Genomic DNA, 21,027 nt, shown 5'->3' on the forward strand with positions numbered 1-21,027 from the left:
GCACGCTACTCAAGCCGCGGGGGTGGTGTCCCCCAGTTTGCGCAGCCGGAAGGCCAGCACCAGCAGCATGATCCCGTAGAGCAGCGCGTAGATGCCGACGAGCAGCGCGATGCCGAACGCGCCGGCGATCGGGTTGATCACGATGAGGACGCCCGCGATCACCGAGAGCGCCCCCGCCGCGATGAGGAAGGCTTCACCCCGGATCTGCTTGCGCAGCCGGATCGCGGCGGCGATCTCCGCGATGCCGGTGACGATCGCCCACAGGCCGACCAGCAGGGCCAGGAGCAGAACCGTGATGCCGGGCCAGACCAGGACGAGGACCCCGGCGATGATGCCGAGCGCGCCGAGGATTCCGTAGGCGGCGCGGTGGCCGGCGTCGCCCGGGCGGAAGGCCTGCATCAGGCCGCCGATGCCGTCGACGATCGCGTACACGCCGTAGAGGATCGCCAGCACGAGCACGGTGGCGCCCGGCCAGATCAGCGCGAAGAGCCCGAACAGCACGGCGAAGACGCCGCGGACGGCGGCGATCGACCATGCCCGGCGGGGTTCGACGACGGAGAACGCTGCGAAGGAGGTCATCTGCCGCTCCCGGGATCGTTGGGGACCTCAGTATCGCGACGGTTACCCGCTGTTCGCGCCTCCGAACACCCGTTCGGGGCATGCACCGGCCATTGTGGACTTGAAGGACCGGCGTGCGCCGCGGCCGCCACCACGGCGCACGCCGGTTGCTCAGGGGTAGCTGACCAGGTTGACCGGCTTGGTGCCGGTCGGGGTCGTGTCACCCGTGGTGTTGATGACGTGCGTGATCGTGCCCTGGTAGTTGAGCGACACGGTCACCATGTCGTGGAACCGCACGCCCGGGGTGTTCGGCGCCTCGAAGGCGTGGGCGCTGGCGACCGAGGGGTTGGTGCTGAAGAAGCAGTAGCTGCCCAGCCCCCACGCCTCGTGGCTGGTGACGCTCGGGCCCACCTTGTAGGCGGAGTAGCCCTTGGTCGACCCGTTCATCCAGCCGGCCTGGTTCGGGACGTCGTAGGGCATTTCGTTTTGGAAGAAGTACGTCCGGCCGCCGTTGCCGTTCCAGACGACCTGGGTCTTCTGGTAGTGCTCGACGAACAGGCCGTACATCGTCACGTTGTTGCCGTTGACCGTGAGCCCGGTGTCGGCGGTGTTCGTGCCCCAGCCGACATTGTTGCCGTTGTCGGCGTGGTCGGCGCGCCAGATCCACATGTGGTCGCCGATGACGTTGTTGCTGTTGACCACCAGGCTGTTCGTCGCCTTGCCGACGGCCGGGCCGCCGATCCGGAAGAACACGTCGTGCAGCGACGTCGGGTTCGCCGTGTGGTCGGCGGCCGAGCCGGCCGGGCCGACCTGCATGAGGGTGTTCGAGTTGGTCGTGCCGGCGTCGATCAGCAGGCCGGCGACCTTGACGCCGTCGACGTCGTCGACGTTCATCGCGGTGACGCCGTTGTCCGGCACCAGCGTGGCGATGCCGAGCCCGAGCACGACGGTGTCCGGCCGGGTGACGTGCAGCGGCTGGCTGAGGTGGTAGACACCCGGCGTGACCAGCAGGTTCTTGCCCGCGGCGAGCGCGGCGTTCATGTCCGCGGCGGTGGCGCCGGGCTTGGCGATGTAGAACTGGTCGATCGGGAGCGAGCTGCCCGGCGCGGTGCCGTTCGCCCAGCTCGTGCCGGACGCGTTGGTCTTCACGCCGGGGACGAAGACCTGGTAGTTGCCGGCGTTGTCGATGTAGAGGAACGGCTTCTCGCGCACGACCGGCGTCTGGCCGACCGTGGTGTAGGGCGGCGACGGGAAGGTGTTCGCCGGGGCGCCCTGGACGCCCGCGAAGACCATGTTCCAGTTCGAGCCGGACCAGCTGCCGAACTGTGAGTTGCGAGAGATCCACTGCTGCTGCGAGCCGGAGCGGACCTGGCCGTCGACCTTCGTGTCGGAGATCCAGCCGCCGCTGGCCCAGCCGCCGTCGTCGAGCTGCAGGTTGCCGCGGACGTGCATGCGGCGGTACGGCGCGGCCTGGCTCACGGCCCAGCGGTCGGTGCCCCCGTTCGGGTTCACGGACAGGTTCTCGGCGCCGCGCCAGAAGTTCTGCGTCGCGTTCTGCGGCGGGAACCAGTCGGCCTCGACGTGCACGGCGCCGTTGATCGTCACGGCGTCGGGGCTCAGGCCGAGGCCCAGCACCTGCGTGTAGAAGCCGACGTTGACGTCGTTGGAGTACGTGCCGGGCTTGAACATCACGGCGTAGCGCTGGCTGCCGAACTGGTTGCGTTCCTGCTGGCCGAAGATGCTGTTGAGCCGGCTCTGGATGCTGGAGCTCGACATCGACGGGTCGAAGATCACCACGTTCGGGCCGAAGTCCGGCTGACCGGGCTGCGTCGTGTTCACGGGGTTCAGGATGAAGGACTGGGCCGTGGTGCCGTTGCAGGCGTACTGCTGAAGCTGCACGGAGTCGGCGACGGAGGCTCCCGGAACGTCGAGGCACTTCCCGCTGTTGCGGCTGACGAAGTGGTAGCGGCCGTTGCCCTCGTCGACGGCCTGCCACTGCTGGTTGGCGCCGTTCGAGTAGGACCAGAGCTGCACGAGGCCACCATCGGCGGTGGAGACGCCGGTGACGTCCCAGGCCGCGGCGGGGTTGCCGCGGGCGTTCACCCGGAAGTAGCCGTCGCTGGTGGGCTGGAACTGCCACTGCTGCGAAGCGGTCTGGTTGCAGGAGTACTGCTGCACGACGGTGCCATCGGCGGTCCCGGCGGCCCGGGCATCGACGCACTTGCCACTGTTGACGGCGGCGACGGTGTACCAGCCGTCCGGAGTGACCGCGGCTTGCGCCTGGCTCGTGGTCACCATGCCCGCGACCAGGGCGGATGCCGCGGAGAGCAGCACCATCACCCGCCGTCTCGTCTTCATCGAAACCTCCTCTGCCGCGGTTCGCGGCGTCCGTAGAGCAGGAAACGGCAGAGGCATGCCCGGTCTGGGGGTAGACGCGGCGTAACGGGCGGGGACCTCGGCGTCACAACCGCCGAAAATGTAACGGCGGCCACAGCCGAGAGTCAATACACGACTAAAAATAAGGTGTAAAACTGCTGGTCAACGCTCCGATGAGCGGGACGGCTCCGAAGAGCGACCCCTCTGCGAAGGCCGTCCGAGGGTCGTGTAACGTATGGACACACGAGATGCGGAGTACACCTTCGCTTCGGGGCTATGGCGCAGCTGGTAGCGCACCTCACTGGCAGTGAGGGGGTCAGGGGTTCGAGTCCCCTTAGCTCCACATCGCAACGAACCCCTTCGTTTCAGCCTTCCGGGCTGGTCGGAGGGGTTTTCTGCATTCCGAGTTCGATCTTCAGTGATCGTTGTTCCGCGAGATCTTGTGCTCCTGGTGGGGCAGAACTGGAGCACCACCCCACCGCTGATCCGACGTCGGTGCGGTGTTCCTGCTGCTCCCCCGCTCGCCTGGCGGGTGACCCCCACCGTGGCGAAGAGGGGGACCACCGGCGCCACCCGCCCACTGTCGACCACACTCGGTGACGGTGTCGGCGGTAGTGGTGTCGCCGTGTGCCAGCGGCGCTCGAGATCGTCGAGCAGCCGCTGATCAACCTCCGGCGCGACGTGGGAGTAGGTCTCGATGACCCGATTGTCCAGGTGGTGACCGAGCCGGCGGGCCTGCGCGATCTCCGGTGCGCCGCCGGCGATCAGCCAGGTCTTGTGACTGTGCCGCAACCCATGGAAAGTCAACCCCGGCCGCACCGCCGCGCAGCCCGCCTTCGTCCCGGACGCGTCGCTGCCGTCGACCGCGGGACGGAACACCCGCCGCAGGAACGTCGAACGCCACAACCACGTCCCGCTCGGCGTCGTGAACACGAACTCATACCGGTGCCGAGCGAGATGCTCGCGCAGCAACGCGACCAGGAACGGCGGCAGCGCGATCGTCCGGGCCGAGGCCCGGGTCTTCGGCGGACCCAGCCACCGCATCGACCCCGACTCGTGCAGCGCACCCACCAGCGGATCAATCACCAGCAAGCCGCGCCTCAGATCGACATTGTCCCGATGTAGACCGGCCAGCTCACCCCATCGGCAGCCGGTCCACGCCGCGGTGATCACCAGCAGCCGCGCGATCGGGCCACCGAGAACACCGGCCTGCGCAGCGATCCGCACCACCTGCTCCGGCGTCGCCCAGACCCGCTCCCCCACCGTCCGCCGCGACCGCCGGCCACGACGCCTCCGCCGACGCACTGGATTGAACGGGATCAGCCGCTCGTCGGCCGCATCGGTCAGCAGCATCGACAACAGGTTCAGCTGCGAGCTCACCGTCGACGGGGCGAATCCGGCTCGCTCCAGCTCCCGAACCGACTCGGTCACACCCAGCGCCGTAATCGCACCCAACGGCATGTCCCGAACTTCGGCAGGATGTGACACCGCAACCGACTCCGATAGCTCTCGATCGTCCGCGGATCCAGATCCAGCGACCGGAACCACCGCCCTGTCCACTCGGCCACCGTGACTGCGCTGTCGGCCGGATCGATCCACACCCGCCGACGCCGATCCACCTCCAGTCCCGCGGCGTAGACCTCAGCATCACGCCGCGAGCCAAATCCGGACACCGAACGAACACCGAAACCTTGCCGCCGATATCTCACGCGCCACGACCTGTTTCCGCACTGCTCCACCCACGCCACAACGACCTCCACACCTGGATGGACCAACGAGGCGTTGGCCCCAACAGTGGAGTTCCCCGGCACAGACATCTCCAGGGTCTACCCCCAACGACGGTGCAGGCGCCGGCGGGCTCCAGATGCACAGACCGGGACGACCGGTCCCGGTACGCACTTTCAGGCCGATGAGCGGACGCAGACGACCGTTGATACGAGATAACTTCTTGTTCTCCGTCGTCCCGTTGCGAGACTTGAAACCATACAGCATTAGACGGGGAATGATTTCGCCACGAAATAGGCTAACTGGATTCCAGCAAGTTGACACTAGCATTCATGTCGAAGCGGGTAAAACGCTGATTTCACGGAGCACCCAACGACGAAGGAAAAGACGGACCAGGGTCGGCATTTTGGCGCGGCGCAATCTCAGCATGGCTTCCGCGCGACCCGTTTTCTCACGTCGACCTTCGATCAGCGACAAGCACATCGCATCCGGAGCGGGAATAAATTCCGATAGATTGTGATCGGCCTCCATTTCCAGATACGGCAACATGAGCAGCCAGCGCAACGTCGACTCGGCAGCCTTCGCTCGCAACCCCACTTCGCGAATCAACCATGAATCTTCCTCCCCGCTAACATGAACCTTCCACCAGGGACCAGCGGGAAACCAAGGCAGTGGGGCTTGAACGATTTTCAAGCAAAGCAATTCATTGTCTTCGTCACCGATGTCAACATCGTCGATATCGAAGATGCGAGACTGCATAAAACTATACCTGGATCCAGTCAGAAAGTAGTCACAAAGATAGAGAACCCGTGCACCATATGCGCTAATTCCCGCCAGAATGGCAGAGACACTACCGTCCGCATACCACCCATACCGATCTCGCCAAGAATAAAAGGCGTCGGGGCACGCATCGAACAACTCTTGACGCACAGAAGACCACAATTTCACAACATCATCATTCGCCTTAATATAGTGCCTGGAAATGTTGAATCCGGAAAATAATGCCATTCCCACCCTCCGCCGTCGCGGTGAACGTCCTGGCCGGGAACCGGGCCAGCATCTCGAGGTAAGCGGCCGGGCTGGTACGGGTTTGGGCCAGGTACGCGGCCGCCTGCTCGACCGCCAGCGGCAGCCATCCCAGCTCGCCGCACAGCCGGTCCGCGCCGGCCAGGTCCGCCTCCGGCCACTCCGACCGCACGATCCCAGCCAGCAACGCTACGGCCTCGTCCTCGGTGAGCACATCCAGCGGCACCGTTTCCGCGGCCCGCCATCCCGAGCGCTGACGGCTGGTGATCACCACCGTGCCGGTCCGCACCCGGCTCAGCAAGGCCGCCACGTGCTGGGGGCTGGTGACGTTGTCCAGCACCAGCAGCCAGCCCTCGTGGGTGGCCAGCCACCGCACACCCAGCTCCACCCGCTGCTCCAGCGGCAACACCGCCGCCTCCGCCGTCAGCGCGACGGCCAACTCCGCCACTCCCGCCTCGATCGCCGTCGGTGAATCCGCTGTTATCCACCACACCGGGGAGAACCGGTCAGTGTGCAGCTCGGCGAACCGGGCGGCCAGGGTGCTCTTGCCGACCCCACCCAACCCGTGCACCGCCACCACCACCGCACGGCCACCCGAGCCAGCCACCACCGATTCCAGCCGCGCCAGCTCCCGGGTTCTGCCCACGAACACCCCCGGCTCCGCCGGGACACGTCCCACCCCCAGCACCGGCCGGAGCGACTCCATCACTGGAACACCCGGACCGCCGACCACCACGTCGCCGTACACAACGCCCACCGCAGGACCGCTGCCGCTGCGCACGCCACCTTCGACCGACACCGGCCCGGTCCCCGGTGTTCCCGGCGCGGGATGGGCTACCCCCGCGCCGGCGGCGGAGGGTCCGGCGGTACACCACCCACCTGCCCGAAGTTGACTCCCACCGTCGGCCCCGAACCAGGACCGCCCGACACACCACCAGCGATGTTCACGCCCTGATTCGCCGCCGTCTGCGCCCCTGCAGGCGCCGCAGGGGCAGGGGCAGGGGCAGGGCAGGGGCCACGGCAGCGGTGTCGCGTCCCTGCCGCACCGCCACCACCAATGCCGCCACCCCGACCAACAGGCCGCCGATACCCGCGACCCAGCTCAACCCCTCCACCACCGGCCGAACACTGCTGTTGCGATCACTCAGCCAGGCAAGCAACCCGAATCGCAACACCGCCCACATCGCGACGCCGCCTGCTGCTGCACCCCCAGCAGCAGCCAGCCACCGACCCCGCCTACGACCAGCCACACAACCCCCTCCACCCCACACGACACGACCATCCTGCACGGACTAGTCGTGGATCAGCCACCGAGTGCTACACCGACACGGGAAGGTCGGGCCGCGGCAAATGCACTCTCATGCCGCTGAGCGGGTGTTCTCAATACGAGCTGACTACATCAGCGACGCCTGGGCCGACTCAGGTGCGCGCCGTGGCCAGGACGCGGCGTAATCCGTCGAAGGTCGCCAGCACTCGTTGTGCCTCCTCCTGCATCGACCGCATCGCCGCGTCATCGCCGGCCTCGATCGTCAAGGCCTCCTCCCACAGCGCTTGCTCGGCCAGACGCCACCCCGGTTTGTCGACCACCTCGACATCCACGAAGCCGGCACGCGGCAACTGCCGGGCCAGATCCAGCCGCCGCAGTAGCGGCGACAACCGCTCGTCGTCCGCGTCGACGGCTTCCCAGCACGTGACGACCACGCGCCCGCCGGGAACAAGAACTCGACGACACTCCCCCAATGCTTCCGACAGTGGCTCGGCGAACTGGAGGGAATCAACGACAAGCACCGCGTCGGCGGACGCTGCGCTCAGCCCCGTGGCGGTCAGCTCACCGACCCGGAAGTCAGCTCGAGCCGTCCGCGCCCGGCGCCGCGCCTGCTCGATCGCGACCGCCGAGAAGTCGATCCCGACCACCCGGCAACCACTGCGTCGCGCGATCTCCAGCCCGTACCCGCCGCGACCGCACGCCAGATCCACCAGAACGTGATCAGCACACAGGTCAAGCGCCGCCACGACCTCATCGAGCCCGGCTCCGCCCAGCAGGCTGGTGGACTGCAGAGCCGGTGGGAGCCCCAGCATCCGCCGCACCAGCTCGTCGGCCACCGGGGACTCGACCCGATCCGCGTACCAGCTGTCGAACTCCCCCGCACTCCTCGCCACCCTTCGACCATCCCACACCCATCCGGAACGGCTCAGGCCACCGGCGGATCGGGTGCGAAACTGCCGGGGTGGACATCGAAGAAGCCGGCGCACGGCTGCTGAGTCGATTCGGCCCCGACACCAAAGGATGGCTCAACGAGGTTCCCGCCCTCGCCGCGCGGTCGGCCTCCCGGTGGGGCCTCGTGCTCGGCGAACTGTTCGAGAGTGGTGCGTCCTCGGTCGTCTGCGCTGTCGATGGCCGGACGGAACGCCGGCGGTGCTCAAGCTCAGTCCGGATCGGGCGCTGTTGACCAGGCAAGCGGAGATGCTGCGCGTGTTCGCACCCTCGGGCCGGGTGCCGGCGGTGCTGTCCGCCGACGCGGAGGCCGGGTCAATCCACACCCGACGACGCTGATCAGACTCCACGTCAACGGCATGCGCCTCCGCACTCCGACGACTCCCGAACCCCGGCACCGACCCCACAGTCCGATCCGCACGGCGGAACCTGACCCGCCACGAAACCTGACCCGTCTGCTCGACCCACGCCATGACGACCTCCGCACCACCAGATCCCAGATAAGGCCGTCCCAGCATCACCCTCAACGCGCCCCCGAAGCCGACAATCAGATCCCGTGATCTTCCATCCAGCCATCCGAACAAGTCACAGGTTTCTGACAAGCGGCCGCGATGTGCCTCCCGCTACAGCGCTTGCCCGACTCACACCATTGCTCAAACGTCCCCTTCTGCGGATGATCGGTTTTGTCTGACCGGTGCTGCTGGACGAGACTCCATGTCGGGGGCGTGGGCACCTGCTCTCGGTCAGGGCAACAGATGAGGGCACATCTTCCTCGTCAAAGCCAGCAGATCTTCCTTCTCCTTGGCCTCAGGACCATCGGTGCGCATCATCTCTCGCACCGTGCGATCCAAGGCCGATGGTGGCAATCGGCTGCGCAGAGTCTGGAGCTGGTGCAGGAAGAGGATGCGGAACCTCCGTCGCGTGTCCCTGTCGTCGGGTGCGAAGCCGTGCACGGCGTAGCGCAGACAGGTGTGATAAGCGGCTGCCAGCTCTTCGACGCCGGCTTCGCTCCCGGCTTTGAGCCAAAGTGTGATCAGTGCGTGCGCGGCCGAGATGGGACGCGCTTCGCCGAAGCCCCAGAACGTCGTGATCATGGTTCCGTAGCCGTCCGCGAATGGTGCCAGCGCGTGGGCCGCGGTGTCGCCCTCAACACTGCACAGGAACTCGAGTTCCGACGCAAGCGTGTCGTAGCTGAGACGAATCCAGCCGTGGTAGCTGTCCTCGCCACGCAACTGGTCGCCAAGAAGAATCCGGTAAGACCAGTAGGGGTCCACCTCCTGCCCTCGGACGCCGAGGTCGTCGAACCTATTCGTTATCCGCACAACTCTCCTGCCGTCCTCCCAGAGCCGGGACAGCTTGAGCGCCTCCACAAGTCCGTGCCGTCCCTCGGTGCCCAGTTGGGAGATCCAGAGTGTCGCGGTCCTCGCCCATTCCCCGACCGGATGCTCGACGCCAGGGAAAAGCTGATCCGTCGTTACCTCGAGGGACGGTCCCGTGACCATCAGCACGCACAAATTCACCGAGTATGCGGCACACCGCGTGGGCACAGTCGCGCCGACCGGCTGGTAGTTGTGCAGCGATGAGGTTCTCGGTAGCAGAGCGGTGTGGAAGAGCGACAGGAGCGTGTCGTGCATCGGTCGCAGGCATCGCGCCGGTAGTTCCATCACGATCTTGCCGATGAAGATCAGCACCGTCTTCCGCGTCGTGAGGGGCGCGAACGACAGCAACGCGTGGAGGAAATCGTCGTTGTCGCGGCGCCCTTCGGCGAGAGCCGACAGCTCCCGCACGGTGAGCCTGGCGATGAGGTACTCGCCGAATGTCGGGTGCATGAACTCGTAGGTCCGCAGCCGGAGGTTGTCCTCCGTGAGCGCCTGAGCGGTGTGGATGAAGTAGAAGCTGCTGATGACCACCCTGGCGCTCACCTCGCCCACCGGTAGCGCGGCGAGATCGGCGTCGAGTCCGTCCGCGGTGACCCACTGCTGGCCGCGGTTGAACATCGCGAACGCCGCGACCGAAAGCCTGAGCAGTTCCCGCTCGACCAGTCGCGCCACCTCGTCGTCGGACTCGTCGGCGTGCTGCTTGAGCACCTCCCGCCTGGCGAATCCGGCCAGCAGCCCCTCGTAGAGCTGGATCTGCCCGAAAGTGTCCCCACGCTCCTTGAGCGGACACTCCGTGCGGTCGTAGATCGCAAGGAGCAGGAGCAGCAGCGGCTGACGGGCCAGGTCGGCGTGTGAGCGCAAGACGTCGATGGTGAGGTCGGTGTCGTTGAGGCGGCGCCATGGGCCCAGCCACTGCTCAATCTGCATGTCGTCGAATGGTTCGACCAGCAGGCTGACCATGCCGTCGGCCGGTCGGGCGCGGTCGGCCACCGACACGCGGCTGGTGACTACCACGACGACCGGATGCTGAAGATCGGCTTCGCGCTGCTGGAACCGGGCGATGCGGTTGAGATAGTCGGACTGGCTGATGTTGGTTGCCTGAAGGAGTTCGTCGAATCCGTCGAGTACGACTACAGGCACCGCGTCGCCCGCCGAGCCGACGAAGTCACGCCAGGGCAGCTGCTCCCCGGTCGCGATGCGGAGGCCCTGTTCGATTTGAGTCTGCACGTCGCTGTCCGCAGCCACCTCGCGCAGCGGCACCTGTACGACGACAAAGTCACTGGCTGGGAGACGTGCGGCGAGCACCTTCGTCAGCATCGACTTGCCCGCCCCGGGCTGGCCGAGCACCAGCAGCGGCGCCTCGGTGGCCGCGGGCGAAGTCAGGTGCCCGACGAGGAACTCCCGCAGGTCGGTGCGAACGGGCTGCTGGTGCCACCACTCCTCGTCGGCGATGTGCTCGTGCGCCACGTCTGCGGCGACACGGAAGTAGGGGTTGACGTACGCCTCGGCGACGGTGGGCAACCGGACGCCATCCGGCGTCGTTGGCAGTAGCGGTCGTTGCAGCACGGCCTCATGAAACCGAGCCAGCTTCCGCCGCCGGTCGTCGGGAGTGCGCCCGGATGCGCTCTCCGCCAGCAGCTCCGTGACACCCGCCAGCCCGGTCCGCAGCCGACGGATCTCGGACCTAGTCGCCTGGTGGTCGACAAGGTTGGCCCAAAAGCCTACCTCGGGAAAATCCGTGGCCAGGCGGCGGAACATGTCCTCGTACTTCGTGACCGCCTTGACAGTGACTTCACCGAGCATCGCTTCCTCGACAGCCCGCCGGTTGCGGTCGTCCAAGCGGTCCCACACCGCCAGCCCGGTGAGAAATCCCAGCACCTCGCGGGCCGTGTGATCGTAGAAACCTGCAAGGGCTTTGAGCGACTGCTCATATGGCCGATGTGGCGCAAGCACGGGAGCGGGAGTCCGCAACAGCGCCACGTGAGCCGGTCCGACGGGGTGAGCGCAAGATCGGCGAGAGCGAACGGCAGACGGACCGTCGCCATGGCGTCGAAGAAGGCCGCCACCACGATGGCGCTGTGCGCGGCGGACAGTTGCTCACCACGTTCCGTCCGACCAGTGTCGCGCAGACGCGTAGCGAGCCTGGACACCAGTTCGTTGGTCAGTCGGAAGAACTCGGACTTGGCGTCGAAGAGGCTCAGCGCAAGCGCCGACCCGGTGGCGGACAGCGCGAGCAGTGCACCACCGGCGAGATGATCAAGCGCGGTCACCACCTTGTTCGATGCTCCGCCATCCAACACCTGCACAGCGTCCGCGTAGCTCAAAGCCTTCGGCATCACTCCACCTCCACCCCATCAGTCGACGGAGGACGAGCCGATGTTGCGCACGCGTGCTCAAGATCGTCCTGATCATCACCCAGCCGCGACAAGTCCGGCTCGAAGCACCACCTGCGGCTGGACTTCGACGGATGGCAGCACGTGCTGAGCAAGTCCGGCCACCTCGCCACCGATATCACCCCCGTCCCATACTCGGAATTCCGCAGCTGCCGCGGTGAGCGCACCGACCGGTTCTTGGAATGGCTGAAGCACAATCCGCGGATCCGCGACCGGCGCCGCGACGGGCCCGCGCCCGGCTTTGCGCGGCGCCACCGGCTGGCGTCGGCGCGCAACAAACATGTCGGTGTCAACGCGGGCTCGACCCCAAGCGTCTAGGACCGGCGGGGGTATTCAGGCCGGCGCGACCGCCTTGGCAGCCAGCCTGCGCTGGACGTAGTCGTGCAGGCGGTCGACCTGTTCGCTCAGTAGGGTGGGTCCGCGCAGCACACGGTAGCCAGCGCCGGGTCGCGGGTACGGGTGGTCGGGTACTACCCCTCGTCGCTGCGCTCTGATCGGCGCGGATGTCACCCTGACCTGGAGCTGCTACGCGCTTCCGAGTCCGGACTCAGCACCGGCGAGCGTTGCCATGAAACGCACTCACATGCCGCATAGCGTGCGTCTTGGCGAGCCAACCTCAGCGGCACCTTGGCTCGAGACGGGTTCACTAGCCAAAGTCGCTCGTTACGCTGGTCCGGCTGCACGACACCGGCTGGGCGGTCCTGATCGACCGGCTCCAAGCCCACGTCGCTTGCCGAATGCCCCAGATGTTCGACACGCCTGCGGCGCAGTCCTCTCACTGATTTCACTGGGGCACAGCTGGGGCAAACCCCCTGTTACAACTGCACTGAACAACACATAGTTGCTAGCAACGGCGATCAAGCGGATCCTTTTACTAGGCGATTCTCTATCGCCGCAGGTCAGAGCCATGATCGACCCTCACTGGCAGTGAGGGGGTCAGGGGTTCGAGTCCCCTTAGCTCCACCGTGACGAAACACCGCCCGCCGGATCCGAAGATCCTGGTAGGACGGTTTTCATATAGGCGAACTTTGAGTTTCGCAGAAGATGTTCAGCTACCGGCGAGTAGCTGGGCAAAACTGGGGCACCGCGCCGACAGTGGCGAAATGGGGTCACGAAAAGTCAGCGGCGACGCCTTCGACTACGCGCTGTCCGAAACCACCGCGAGCCTCTTGGTGCTGGACGCGGTCGGTCACGACCTGCGCAGCGGCCTGATCGCGGCCACCGCGTTGTCCGCCTACCGCAGCGCCCGCCGGGCCGGCCACGGCCTGTTCGAGCAAGCCCGGCTGATCGACGAAACCATCAGCGGCCAGTTCGGCGACGCCGCGTTCGCGACCGCCGTGCTCGTCGAACTCGACCTCACCACGGGACGGTTGCGCTACCTCAACGCCGGCCATCCCCATCCCCTCGTCATGCACGGCGGGAAAATCGTGAAGCCCTTGGCCGCCGGCCGCTGCCTCCCGCTCGGCCTCGGCTTGGGCGACCTCGAAGTCGGCGAGGAGTTCCTGGAAACGGAGGACTGGCTGCTCCTCTACACCGACGGCATCACCGAGGCCCGCGACAGCACCGGGGAATTCTTCGGCGAACCACGGCTCCTGGACTTCCTGCGCCGCGAGGCCGCGGCGGGCAACCCACCGCCCGAGACCGCCCCCGGCTCGCCAAAGCCGTCCTCCACCACCAGAACGGCACGCTGCAGGACGACGCCACGGTCCTGCTCGCGCGCTGGACCCGCCCATCCCGCGTCACCCCCTGAGCAGCCGCCGCTTCCCCGGAGCTCCCCGAGGGGTGCGCCGCAGATCACCCCGCCGGCCGCCGCGGCACCGCGTAGCGGGCTGCACGGAGGGTAACCACTTCCCGAGGTCGGCCGGTCCTGCGGCGACGACGCACGAGGGAAGCAGATGCCGAAAACACCAGATCGGGCGTTGAGCCGGCTGACCGGATGGGCAGCCGCGGCGGCGGCGATCCCCCGGCTTCCCGCCCTCCTCGCCCGCGACTACTGGACCAGTTCGGTTGTCGAGTCCGCCGCCGGCCACCGGATGACCGGCATCACCCACGGGCTGTTCGGAGCCCGTCTGCCCGCGTCCGGCCACGGCGCGGGCGACGAGATGACCGTCCGGTCCGACCGGCAGCCGGTCGGCGTGGACTCCCGGTCGCTCGCCACCGTCTTCCCCGGAGCGACCGGCAGCTTGGCCGTTTTCGTGCACGGGCTGGTCGAAACCGAACGCAGCTGGTTCCGCGGCTCCGGACCGGGGGCCGACTTCGGGTCTCGGCTCGCCGACGACCTGGGCGTCACTCCGGTCCACGTGCGGTACAACACCGGCCACCACGTCTCCGAGAACGGGCGCGACCTCGCCGCCCTGCTGTCCCGGCTGATCGAGGCGTGGCCGGTACCGGTCACCGATGTCGTCCTCATCGGACACTCCATGGGCGGCCTGGTCGCTCGAAGCGCGCTGTACCGAGCACAAGAACGAAACTCGCCCTGGCTCTCCCGGGTGACCCGGCTGGTCTGCCTCGGCACGCCGCACAGCGGCGCGCCCCTCGAACGACGCGTCGCCCAGTTCGTGGACCTGCTCGGCAAATCACCCGTGACCGCTCCCCTCACCTGGCTGCTCGCGCTGCGCAGCGACGGGATCCAAGACCTCGCGCACGGCTACCTGCACCATCGGCAGTGGGCCGGCGACCCCGGGGCCGAACGCCCACCGGAGCCCGTCCCTCCGGCGGGTGTCCGCCGCCTGTTCGTGTCCGCGACGCTGTCGCGCACGCGGGGAAGCACATGGGGCCGGCTGTTCGGCGACCTCCTCGTGACGCCGGTGAACGCCGGTGAGCTGCCGGAAGAGGCCGACATCGCCTGGCTCGGCGGGATGAACCACTTCGGCCTGCTCCGAGACGATGCTGTCTACGCAACGCTCCTCGGCTGGCTCCGCGATACCACCCGCCCGGCCTCGGGACAGCCCACCTGACCAGGGCGCGCGGTCCAGCTTGCGTTCGGTGTCAGCGCGCAACCGCGGGTCCATCGTGTTCCCCTTCCGGTACGGCGGTTCGGGACCGCCCGGGTGCTGTTTGCCGAACGGCGCGGCACCACCTCGAGCACGACCAAGCCTCGCGCGTGCGTGGCCAGGAGCCGCGTTCAACCGCCGGGCATCAGACCGTGACCCGGCTACCCGGCGCGCGCGAAACAACCCGGGAAAACGGGTGTATCGCCAAGCGGCTCGGGGTGTCCACGATCGGCGCGTTCCTGCTCGGCCTGTCGGTACTGCCGTTCATCTGGAACGTCGTGAAGACCTACCGCTACGGCGAACCCATCGACGCCGACGACCCGTGGGGCTTCGGCAACTCCCTCGAATGGGCGACGACCAGCCCGCCGCCGCGGCACAACTTCCTCGAGCTGCCGCGGATCCGTTCCGAACGGCCCGCGTTCGAGCTGCACTACCCGCACATGATCGAGCGGATGCGCGCCGAAGCGCACATCACGAAGGGGCACCCGAAGGACGCCGCATCCCCGTTCGAGGTCGCCGCGGGCGCCACCCAACCCGACGACCAAGGCGAGACCGAAGATCCTCGGGGCCGGTGAAAGGAGAGCCGTGCCGGACCTGCCGTTGCCGCACTACGACCAGCGGCGCGGGCGGCCCTGAGTGGCTGGACGCACGCCGGCTCGCCGACACCACTGACGAACGACTGGCCATGTGCCACCGCTGCGCCGCCGCGGCCGGCGAACGCCACGACCGGAGGCTGTGGACGCGTCGGCGACCCCGGCCGTGAAACAAACGCCCACCGGCGAGCCGTGCCTCCGAAGTCCGCGGGCCCGGGCGGGGCAGGGCACGGTTACCGGACAAGGACCGGGGTATTCCGCCCGCTCGGCCCGGATGACCCGCCGTCGCGACGACCGGCTCGTCCCGGGCTCCCGCCGAACCGATCTGCCGGAGGAGGCGCCGTGCGTGCCATGGTGTATCGCGGACCGTACAAGATCCGTGTCGAAGAGAAGGACGTTCCGCCGATCGAACACCCCGGTGACGCGATCGTGCGGGTCACGACGGCCGCGATCTGCGGCTCCGACCTGCACCTCTACCACGGGATGATGCCGGACACCCGGGTCGGCATGACCTTCGGCCACGAGTTCATCGGCGTGGTCGAAGAAGTGGGCTCCGGCGTGCGGAACCTCCGGCGCGGCGACCGGGTCATGGTGCCGTTCAACGTCTACTGCGGGACGTGCTGGTTCTGCGCGCGCGGCCTGTTTTCGAACTGCCACAACGTCAACCCCAACGCCACCGCCGTCGGCGGCATCTACGGCTACTCCCACACCACCGGCGGCTACGACGGAGGCCAGGCGGAGTTCGTCCGCGTCCCGTTCGCCGACGTCGGCCCTTCGGTGATCCCGGACTGGCTGGACGACGAGGACGCCGTCCTGCTCACCGACGCCCTCGCCACCGGGTACTTCGGCGCACAGCTCGGCGACATCGTGGAAGGCGACGTCGTCGTGGTCTTCGGCGCCGGCCCGGTCGGGCTCTTCGCGGCGAAGTCGGCCTGGCTGATGGGCGCGGGCCGGGTCATCGTCATCGACCACCTCGAATACCGGCTGGAGAAGGCCCGCACCTTCGCCCACGCCGAGACCTACAACTTCGCCGAATACGACGACATCGTGGTGCACCTGAAGAAGATCACCGACCACCTCGGCGCCGACGTCGCGATCGACGCGGTCGGCGCCGAGGCCGACGGCAACTTCACCCAGCACGTCACCTCGGCCAAGCTCAAGCTGCAGGGCGGGTCGCCGGTCGCGCTCAACTGGGCCATCGACGGCGTCCGCAAGGGCGGCACCATCTCGGTGATGGGTGCCTACGGCCCGATGTTCAGCGCCGTCAAGTTCGGCGACGCGCTCAACAAGGGGCTGACGCTGCGGATGAACCAGTGCCCCGTCAAGCGGCAGTGGCCACGGCTGTTCGAGCACATCCGCAACGGCTACCTCAAGCCCAGCGACATCGTCACCCACCGCATCCCCCTCGAGCACATCGCCGAGGGCTACCACATGTTCTCCGCCAAGCTGGACGGCTGCATCAAGCCGCTCATCGTCGTCTGAGAAGGGCAACGACCATGACCTACACCTCGGAGCGGCCGCCGATCGCCGAGTCGAGCGACGAGCTGCGTGCCCGGATCCCCGGCTGGGGCGCCGACCTGGACCCGAAGGACCGGCCGTCGGTGCCCAAGCTGCAATGGCAGGATGACCGCTCGGGTGCCCACTGGGAGTTCCCCGAACGGCAGCCGGAGAAGTGGCCGCGGGACGGTCGATCGAGCACAAGTTCCTCACCCCGGTCTTCGGGACCTCGTGCCCGCCGAGGGGCATTTCCGGCGCGCTGCGCAAGCTGTCCTACCGGAAGTACAGCGAAGGACGAGCCGCGCACTGGCTCCTGCTGCTGGCCGCCGACCGGGTGGACGCGTGGGAAAACCACCTGCACTCGTTCGGCACGCTACGCCCGGACAACCCGATCACCGAGACCGGCGTGCTGAGCGAGTTCCGCCGGCACGGGATCTCCTCGCGGCTCGGGAAGAACCGCGCGGACGTCAAGCACCAGCTGCTCGACCCGATCATCGTGGCGGGCCCGTGGGTGCTGGCCGGCGGTCTGGCCTTCTCGGCCGTCCGGAAGCTGGTGCGCCGGACGGCGAACAGGGCGAAGGCCGGGAAGGGATCCGGCCCGCGGTGACGACGTTTCCGGCGCGGGCCGTGCCCCTCGGCCGCGCCGGAATGTCCCGGTCGAGTTCGAGCCGCTCCTGTCGTTCCGAACCGGCGAACTGTTCGAACCTTCGCGGTGGCCGCTCCCCAGCGTGCTCGGGCCGGTCCATGCCCTGATCGAGCGGGGTCGAGGGCGGCGTCCGCGCCTCCAACACCTCGCCGCACCGGGTGGACGCCGTGCCGGCCGGCCGGCAGGCAGCGAAGAAACGACGCGTCAGCCACGGCCGCGACGGCGGAGTCGAGAGCGAAAAGAACTTCCGGCCACGCACGTCGGCCCGCTGAGCAGTCAATCCGGCGGCTCCGGCGCGGCTCCCGGCCGTGGCAACGGCGGGTCTTCTCGCATGAACTGCGCCATGTCGACGTCCAGCTGCGGCACGGGCGCCGTGCCGGGCGACACCGGCGCGTCGGGGTTGATTTCTTTGGTGTCCTTGTCAGCCATGGTTACGAATCCTTCCTCCGCTGCCTGCTTCGCCTCGAATATTTCGGGAGCGCCCAGCCACGCCTTCACCACTTTCGACTTCCGTATACCCACCGACCGCGACGAAGCGGAAATCCTCCCGCCGGTACGCCGAAACGGTCCTGGCCGTACGGCACATCCCGTGGCGGCACGATCTGGCGATCATCACCGCCGCCTGTCGGACTCGACTTCGCCAGAAGGACGTCGTATGCCGAACCGGGTGTTGGTCAGCCCGGACACCAGCCCCATTCCGGGTGAGGGGATGCGGCCGGGACACCCTTTACGTCACCAGGGTGGTCTCCGGCGAGGGCACCCTCCTCGACCGGGTCATGGTCCGCACGTCCTGTTGGCAGGACCGTCTGGCGCACCGGTCCAGGCGCGGCGCGTGGCGGCCTCGAACCGGCCGTTCCGGATCCTCGTCGGTGCCTCCCAGCACGGCAACGTGAAACTGCACAATGTCACCGCCTGGCTCGTCGAACACCGCCGGGATCTGTGAGCGACGAACGTCACGCCCGCCGGCGTCGTCGGCGGGGAACACCGTGCCGCGGCGGGCGTTGTAGAGGGTGTCGGTACGGCGGAGTCCCCCGGGCCTCACCCCTTCCGCCTTCCCGGACCACCGGTTCACCCCGGAGCCGGGTCGTGCCACTCGCCGAGAGGCGACCCCCGTACCGACCCTTCAGCCACCGCTTCCGCTCGCAGGTCTCCCCCAGCCTTCGCCGAGCGGAAGCGGTTCTCCGTCGCCGGAACCCGGTCAGGTCAGCGGCTGCCCGCCCGTGACACCGAGGACCTCGCCGGTGACATAGCTGGACTCCTGGGAAGCGAAGAACACGAACGCCGGAGCCAGCTCGGCCGGTTGCCCGGCCCGGCCCATCGGCGTCTGCTCGCCGAACGAGTCCACCTTCTCCTTCGGCATGGTGGCCGGGATCAGCGGCGTCCACACCGGACCCGGTGCCACCGAGTTCACCCGGATCCCCTTGTCCGCCAGGTCCTGGGCCAGCCCCTTGGTGAAGGTCACGATTCCCCCCTTGGTCGTGGCGTAGTCCAGCAGCTCCGGCGACGGCTGGGACGCCTGGATCGACGACGTGGTGATGATCGCCGACCCCCGGGGCATGTGCGGCACGGCCGCCTTGCACAACCAGAACATCGCATACAGGTTGGTCTTCAGCACCCGGTCGAACTGCTCGGTGGAGATCGCGAGCAGGCCTTCTTCCTGTGCCATCTGGTAAGCGGCGTTGTTCACCAGCAGGTCGATGCCCCCAAGTTCGGCAACCGCCGTGTCGATGACGTGCGTGCAGTGCTGCTCGTCGCGAATGTCGCCGGGCACCAGCACCACCCGCCGGCCCGCCTCGCGCACCAGCTCCGCCGTGCGCTCGGCGTCGTCCTGCTCCTCCTCCAGGTAGGACAGCACCAGATCCGCGCCCTCCCGGGCGAACGCGATCGCCACCGCCCGGCCGATCCCGGAGTCCCCACCGGTGATCACCGCCCGGCGACCCTCCAGCCGGCCGCTGCCGCGATAGGACTCCTCACCGTGGTCCGGTGCCGGGTCCATGGCCTCGCCCGAGCCGGGGTGCGGCTGCTCATGGCCCTGCTGCTCCTCCGGGCTCGGGTGCCGCTCCGCGGTCTCCCGGCTGTGCTGGTCTTCGGTCATACCCGCCTCCTCAAGGTCTTCCTGGTGGCCTGTACCCGATTCGGCGACGTCCACGCCGCCGCCAAGATTTCCGGTGGCCGCCGGTGGCGACGCATCGATCACGCGGCGCCCGCGGTTACCGTCGCCTCCCCGAGAACGGCGTCACCGGGACGGCGGCGGGCCAGGACCACCCGGACCGTCTGCTCGGTGTCGCGATCAGCCTGCCTGCCAGGTCGTCGGCCTCGCGGGCGACGACCGCGGCGCGGGCCACCCGGCATGAGGACGCGGCCAGCGCGGCCGGACGCGCTCGGCAAGGCCTTTTGACGGGCTACCCAGGATCGCGTGGCCAGGCGGGAGCGAAAGCCGGCACCGGGGCTCATGTCAGGCCGGCGAGCTCGCACGCCTGCGCGAACACTTCGTCGAGCATCGACTCGGTGAGCAGGCCGGTGTGCACATTGCGCGGACTCGGGTGATAGCTGCCCAGCAGCACCAGCCCACTGCCCAGCCGGTGTTCTCCGCCGTGGGCGAACGCCGGCTTCGGCCGAACCCCCGCCCAGTGCAGCGCGGCCCGCCAGGCGAACCCACCGAGGCAGACGAGCACGCGCAGATCGTCGAGGGCAGCCACTTCGGCCGAGAGGTATGGCAGGCAGTTGTCGCGCTCGGCCGGCGTCGGCCGGTTGACCGGTGGGGCGCAGCGGACGGCCGAGGCCAGCCACGTCCGGTGCAGCCGCAGCCCATCACCGGCGTGGTCGGACACCGGCCGGTCGGCGAGCCCCGCCCGGTGCAGGGCCCGCACCAGCAGACTCGCCGTGGGGTTCCCGGTGAACGCCCGTCCGGTGCGGTTTCCCCCGTGCGCGGCCGTCGCCAGCCCGAGCACGAAGATCCTGGCTGCCGGGTCCCCGAAACCCGGGACGGGCCGGGCCCAGTACGCCTGCCCGGAATAGCGGTCGGGTGCCTGGGCTGCGACATCCGTTCGCCAGGCCACCAGGCGAGGGCAGCGGACACAGGAAACGATCCGGGCGCCGACCCGGTCGAGCTCGGTCAAGGACACAGCCCCAGTCCAGCACGGCTTGCCCACCACCGCCGACTTCGGTTGACGAGACCGAAGACCTGGGGTGCACAGAGCCTGCCTTACCCCTCCACAATGCCGTCCGCACCAGACAATGCGCGGCGGCCTGGCCACGCTTGCCGCGCAGAAGCTCTGCGTGAGCACGATCGCCGGAGTCATGTCTTGTGCTCAGCCGCACCGGGCGGGCACCAGGCCGTCCTCGGTCTCGCCGAGCCGGGAAACGTCTGGAATATGGCGAGTCCGGCGCAGGACATCCGAGACGGGCCGGCGATTCTCCCACTGATTTCACCGGGGCACAGCTGGGGCAAACCCGCTCTCAGGACTGCGGCGAACGGCGCCGAAGCGCACCCAACTGCCCCATACTGCCCCAGCCGACCTGCGGGTTTACCAAAACCGCAGGTCAGGAGGCCATGCCCACCTCACTGGCAGTGAGGGTCAGGAGTTCGAGTCCCCTTAGCCCGGTCCGGCGTCGGTGTTCTCGCT

At 68.0% G+C, this 21,027-nt stretch carries 15 protein-coding genes, 1 tRNA gene and 3 pseudogenes; 8 read left to right on the plus strand and 11 right to left on the minus strand.

Going from position 1 to position 21,027, the window contains the following annotated elements; genetic code table 11:
- Positions 1-9: 9 nt before the first annotated feature.
- Both ACZ4TR_RS33025 and ACZ4TR_RS33030 read right to left on the minus strand, forming a co-directional pair.
- Positions 10-579, minus strand: coding sequence for an HdeD family acid-resistance protein (locus tag ACZ4TR_RS33025; protein WP_465291544.1), 570 nt, complete (start codon positions 577-579; stop codon positions 10-12).
- Between the two features lie 150 nt (positions 580-729).
- A complete protein-coding gene (locus ACZ4TR_RS33030) occupies positions 730-2,916 on the minus strand; it encodes an RICIN domain-containing protein (RefSeq protein WP_465291545.1) in 2,187 nt (728 codons plus the stop codon).
- A 288-nt stretch (positions 2,917-3,204) separates the two neighbouring features.
- Between ACZ4TR_RS33030 and ACZ4TR_RS33035 the strand changes: the two genes are divergently transcribed.
- Positions 3,205-3,277, plus strand: a tRNA-Ala gene (locus tag ACZ4TR_RS33035).
- Positions 3,278-3,618: 341 nt separating this feature from the next.
- Here ACZ4TR_RS33035 and ACZ4TR_RS33040 read toward each other — a convergent pair.
- From ACZ4TR_RS33040 to ACZ4TR_RS33060, 5 genes and pseudogenes are all read right to left on the minus strand, one after another.
- Positions 3,619-4,395: pseudogene (locus ACZ4TR_RS33040) on the minus strand (tyrosine-type recombinase/integrase); the annotation flags it as partial.
- Positions 4,362-4,751 (minus strand): tyrosine-type recombinase/integrase, encoded by a 390-nt coding sequence (locus ACZ4TR_RS33045; RefSeq protein ID WP_465291547.1) that lies wholly within the window; start codon positions 4,749-4,751, stop codon positions 4,362-4,364. The pseudogene ACZ4TR_RS33040 and the gene ACZ4TR_RS33045, both read right to left, overlap by 34 nt.
- A 238-nt stretch (positions 4,752-4,989) precedes the next feature.
- A complete protein-coding gene (locus tag ACZ4TR_RS33050) occupies positions 4,990-5,418 on the minus strand; it encodes a hypothetical protein (protein WP_465291549.1) in 429 nt (142 codons plus the stop codon).
- A gap of 205 nt (positions 5,419-5,623) precedes the next feature.
- The gene (locus ACZ4TR_RS33055) at positions 5,624-6,466 is read right to left on the minus strand and encodes an AAA family ATPase (protein ID WP_465291551.1); all 843 of its coding nucleotides are present in this window, start codon (positions 6,464-6,466) and stop codon (positions 5,624-5,626) included.
- A gap of 638 nt (positions 6,467-7,104) precedes the next feature.
- The gene (locus ACZ4TR_RS33060; protein WP_465291553.1) at positions 7,105-7,788 is read right to left on the minus strand and encodes a class I SAM-dependent methyltransferase; all 684 of its coding nucleotides are present in this window, start codon (positions 7,786-7,788) and stop codon (positions 7,105-7,107) included.
- A 125-nt stretch (positions 7,789-7,913) separates the two neighbouring features.
- Between ACZ4TR_RS33060 and ACZ4TR_RS33065 the strand changes: the two genes are divergently transcribed.
- Positions 7,914-8,135 (plus strand): hypothetical protein, encoded by a 222-nt coding sequence (locus ACZ4TR_RS33065; RefSeq protein ID WP_465291555.1) that lies wholly within the window; start codon positions 7,914-7,916, stop codon positions 8,133-8,135.
- Positions 8,136-8,643: 508 nt separating this feature from the next.
- Here the strand turns inward: ACZ4TR_RS33065 and ACZ4TR_RS33070 are convergent.
- Positions 8,644-11,615: pseudogene (locus ACZ4TR_RS33070) on the minus strand (NACHT domain-containing protein).
- Between the two features lie 141 nt (positions 11,616-11,756).
- Here ACZ4TR_RS33070 and ACZ4TR_RS33075 point away from each other — a divergent pair.
- The 6 genes and pseudogenes from ACZ4TR_RS33075 (at position 11,757) to ACZ4TR_RS33100 (ending at position 17,362) form a co-directional block, all read left to right on the plus strand.
- Positions 11,757-11,990, plus strand: a complete 234-nt coding sequence (locus tag ACZ4TR_RS33075; protein ID WP_465291556.1) for a hypothetical protein — start codon at positions 11,757-11,759, stop codon at positions 11,988-11,990.
- Between the two features lie 785 nt (positions 11,991-12,775).
- The gene (locus ACZ4TR_RS33080) at positions 12,776-13,516 is read left to right on the plus strand and encodes a PP2C family protein-serine/threonine phosphatase (protein ID WP_465291558.1); all 741 of its coding nucleotides are present in this window, start codon (positions 12,776-12,778) and stop codon (positions 13,514-13,516) included.
- 51 nt (positions 13,517-13,567) lie between these two features.
- On the plus strand, positions 13,568-14,629 hold the full coding sequence (locus ACZ4TR_RS33085; protein ID WP_465291560.1) for an alpha/beta hydrolase: 1,062 nt from the start codon (positions 13,568-13,570) through the stop codon (positions 14,627-14,629).
- A 254-nt stretch (positions 14,630-14,883) separates the two neighbouring features.
- Positions 14,884-15,240 (plus strand): annotated as a pseudogene (locus ACZ4TR_RS33090) (cytochrome ubiquinol oxidase subunit I); the annotation flags it as partial.
- A 369-nt stretch (positions 15,241-15,609) separates the two neighbouring features.
- Positions 15,610-16,740: a zinc-dependent alcohol dehydrogenase gene (locus tag ACZ4TR_RS33095; protein WP_364515418.1), complete on the plus strand. Its 1,131-nt coding sequence runs from the start codon at positions 15,610-15,612 to the stop codon at positions 16,738-16,740.
- 190 nt (positions 16,741-16,930) lie between these two features.
- A complete protein-coding gene (locus tag ACZ4TR_RS33100) occupies positions 16,931-17,362 on the plus strand; it encodes a hypothetical protein (RefSeq protein ID WP_465291562.1) in 432 nt (143 codons plus the stop codon).
- Positions 17,363-17,677: 315 nt separating this feature from the next.
- Here the strand turns inward: ACZ4TR_RS33100 and ACZ4TR_RS33105 are convergent, their stop codons facing one another.
- The 3 genes from ACZ4TR_RS33105 to ACZ4TR_RS33115 all read right to left on the minus strand — a co-directional run bounded on the left by ACZ4TR_RS33105 (position 17,678) and on the right by ACZ4TR_RS33115 (position 20,460).
- Positions 17,678-17,830 carry a hypothetical protein gene (locus tag ACZ4TR_RS33105; protein WP_465291564.1) on the minus strand — a complete coding sequence of 51 codons (153 nt, stop codon included), beginning with the start codon at positions 17,828-17,830 and terminating at the stop codon, positions 17,678-17,680.
- 769 nt (positions 17,831-18,599) lie between these two features.
- Positions 18,600-19,496: an SDR family oxidoreductase gene (locus tag ACZ4TR_RS33110; protein WP_465291566.1), complete on the minus strand. Its 897-nt coding sequence runs from the start codon at positions 19,494-19,496 to the stop codon at positions 18,600-18,602.
- Positions 19,497-19,851: 355 nt separating this feature from the next.
- A complete protein-coding gene (locus ACZ4TR_RS33115; protein ID WP_465291567.1) occupies positions 19,852-20,460 on the minus strand; it encodes a uracil-DNA glycosylase in 609 nt (202 codons plus the stop codon).
- Between the last annotated feature and the right edge of the window lie 567 nt (positions 20,461-21,027).

The organism is Amycolatopsis sp. NPDC028719 (assembly GCF_055565395.1).

Coding starts and splice junctions, on each gene's coding strand:
- ACZ4TR_RS33085 (WP_465291560.1), top strand. CDS start 13,568: ATGCCGAAAACACCAGATCGGGCGTTGAGCCGGCTGACCGGATGGGCA.
- ACZ4TR_RS33080 (WP_465291558.1), top strand. CDS start 12,776: ATGGGGTCACGAAAAGTCAGCGGCGACGCCTTCGACTACGCGCTGTCC.
- ACZ4TR_RS33095 (WP_364515418.1), top strand. CDS start 15,610: ATGGTGTATCGCGGACCGTACAAGATCCGTGTCGAAGAGAAGGACGTT.
- ACZ4TR_RS33025 (WP_465291544.1), bottom strand. CDS start 579: ATGACCTCCTTCGCAGCGTTCTCCGTCGTCGAACCCCGCCGGGCATGG.
- ACZ4TR_RS33105 (WP_465291564.1), bottom strand. CDS start 17,830: ATGGCTGACAAGGACACCAAAGAAATCAACCCCGACGCGCCGGTGTCG.
- ACZ4TR_RS33110 (WP_465291566.1), bottom strand. CDS start 19,496: ATGACCGAAGACCAGCACAGCCGGGAGACCGCGGAGCGGCACCCGAGC.
- ACZ4TR_RS33045 (WP_465291547.1), bottom strand. CDS start 4,751: ATGTCTGTGCCGGGGAACTCCACTGTTGGGGCCAACGCCTCGTTGGTC.
- ACZ4TR_RS33030 (WP_465291545.1), bottom strand. CDS start 2,916: ATGAAGACGAGACGGCGGGTGATGGTGCTGCTCTCCGCGGCATCCGCC.
- ACZ4TR_RS33050 (WP_465291549.1), bottom strand. CDS start 5,418: ATGCAGTCTCGCATCTTCGATATCGACGATGTTGACATCGGTGACGAA.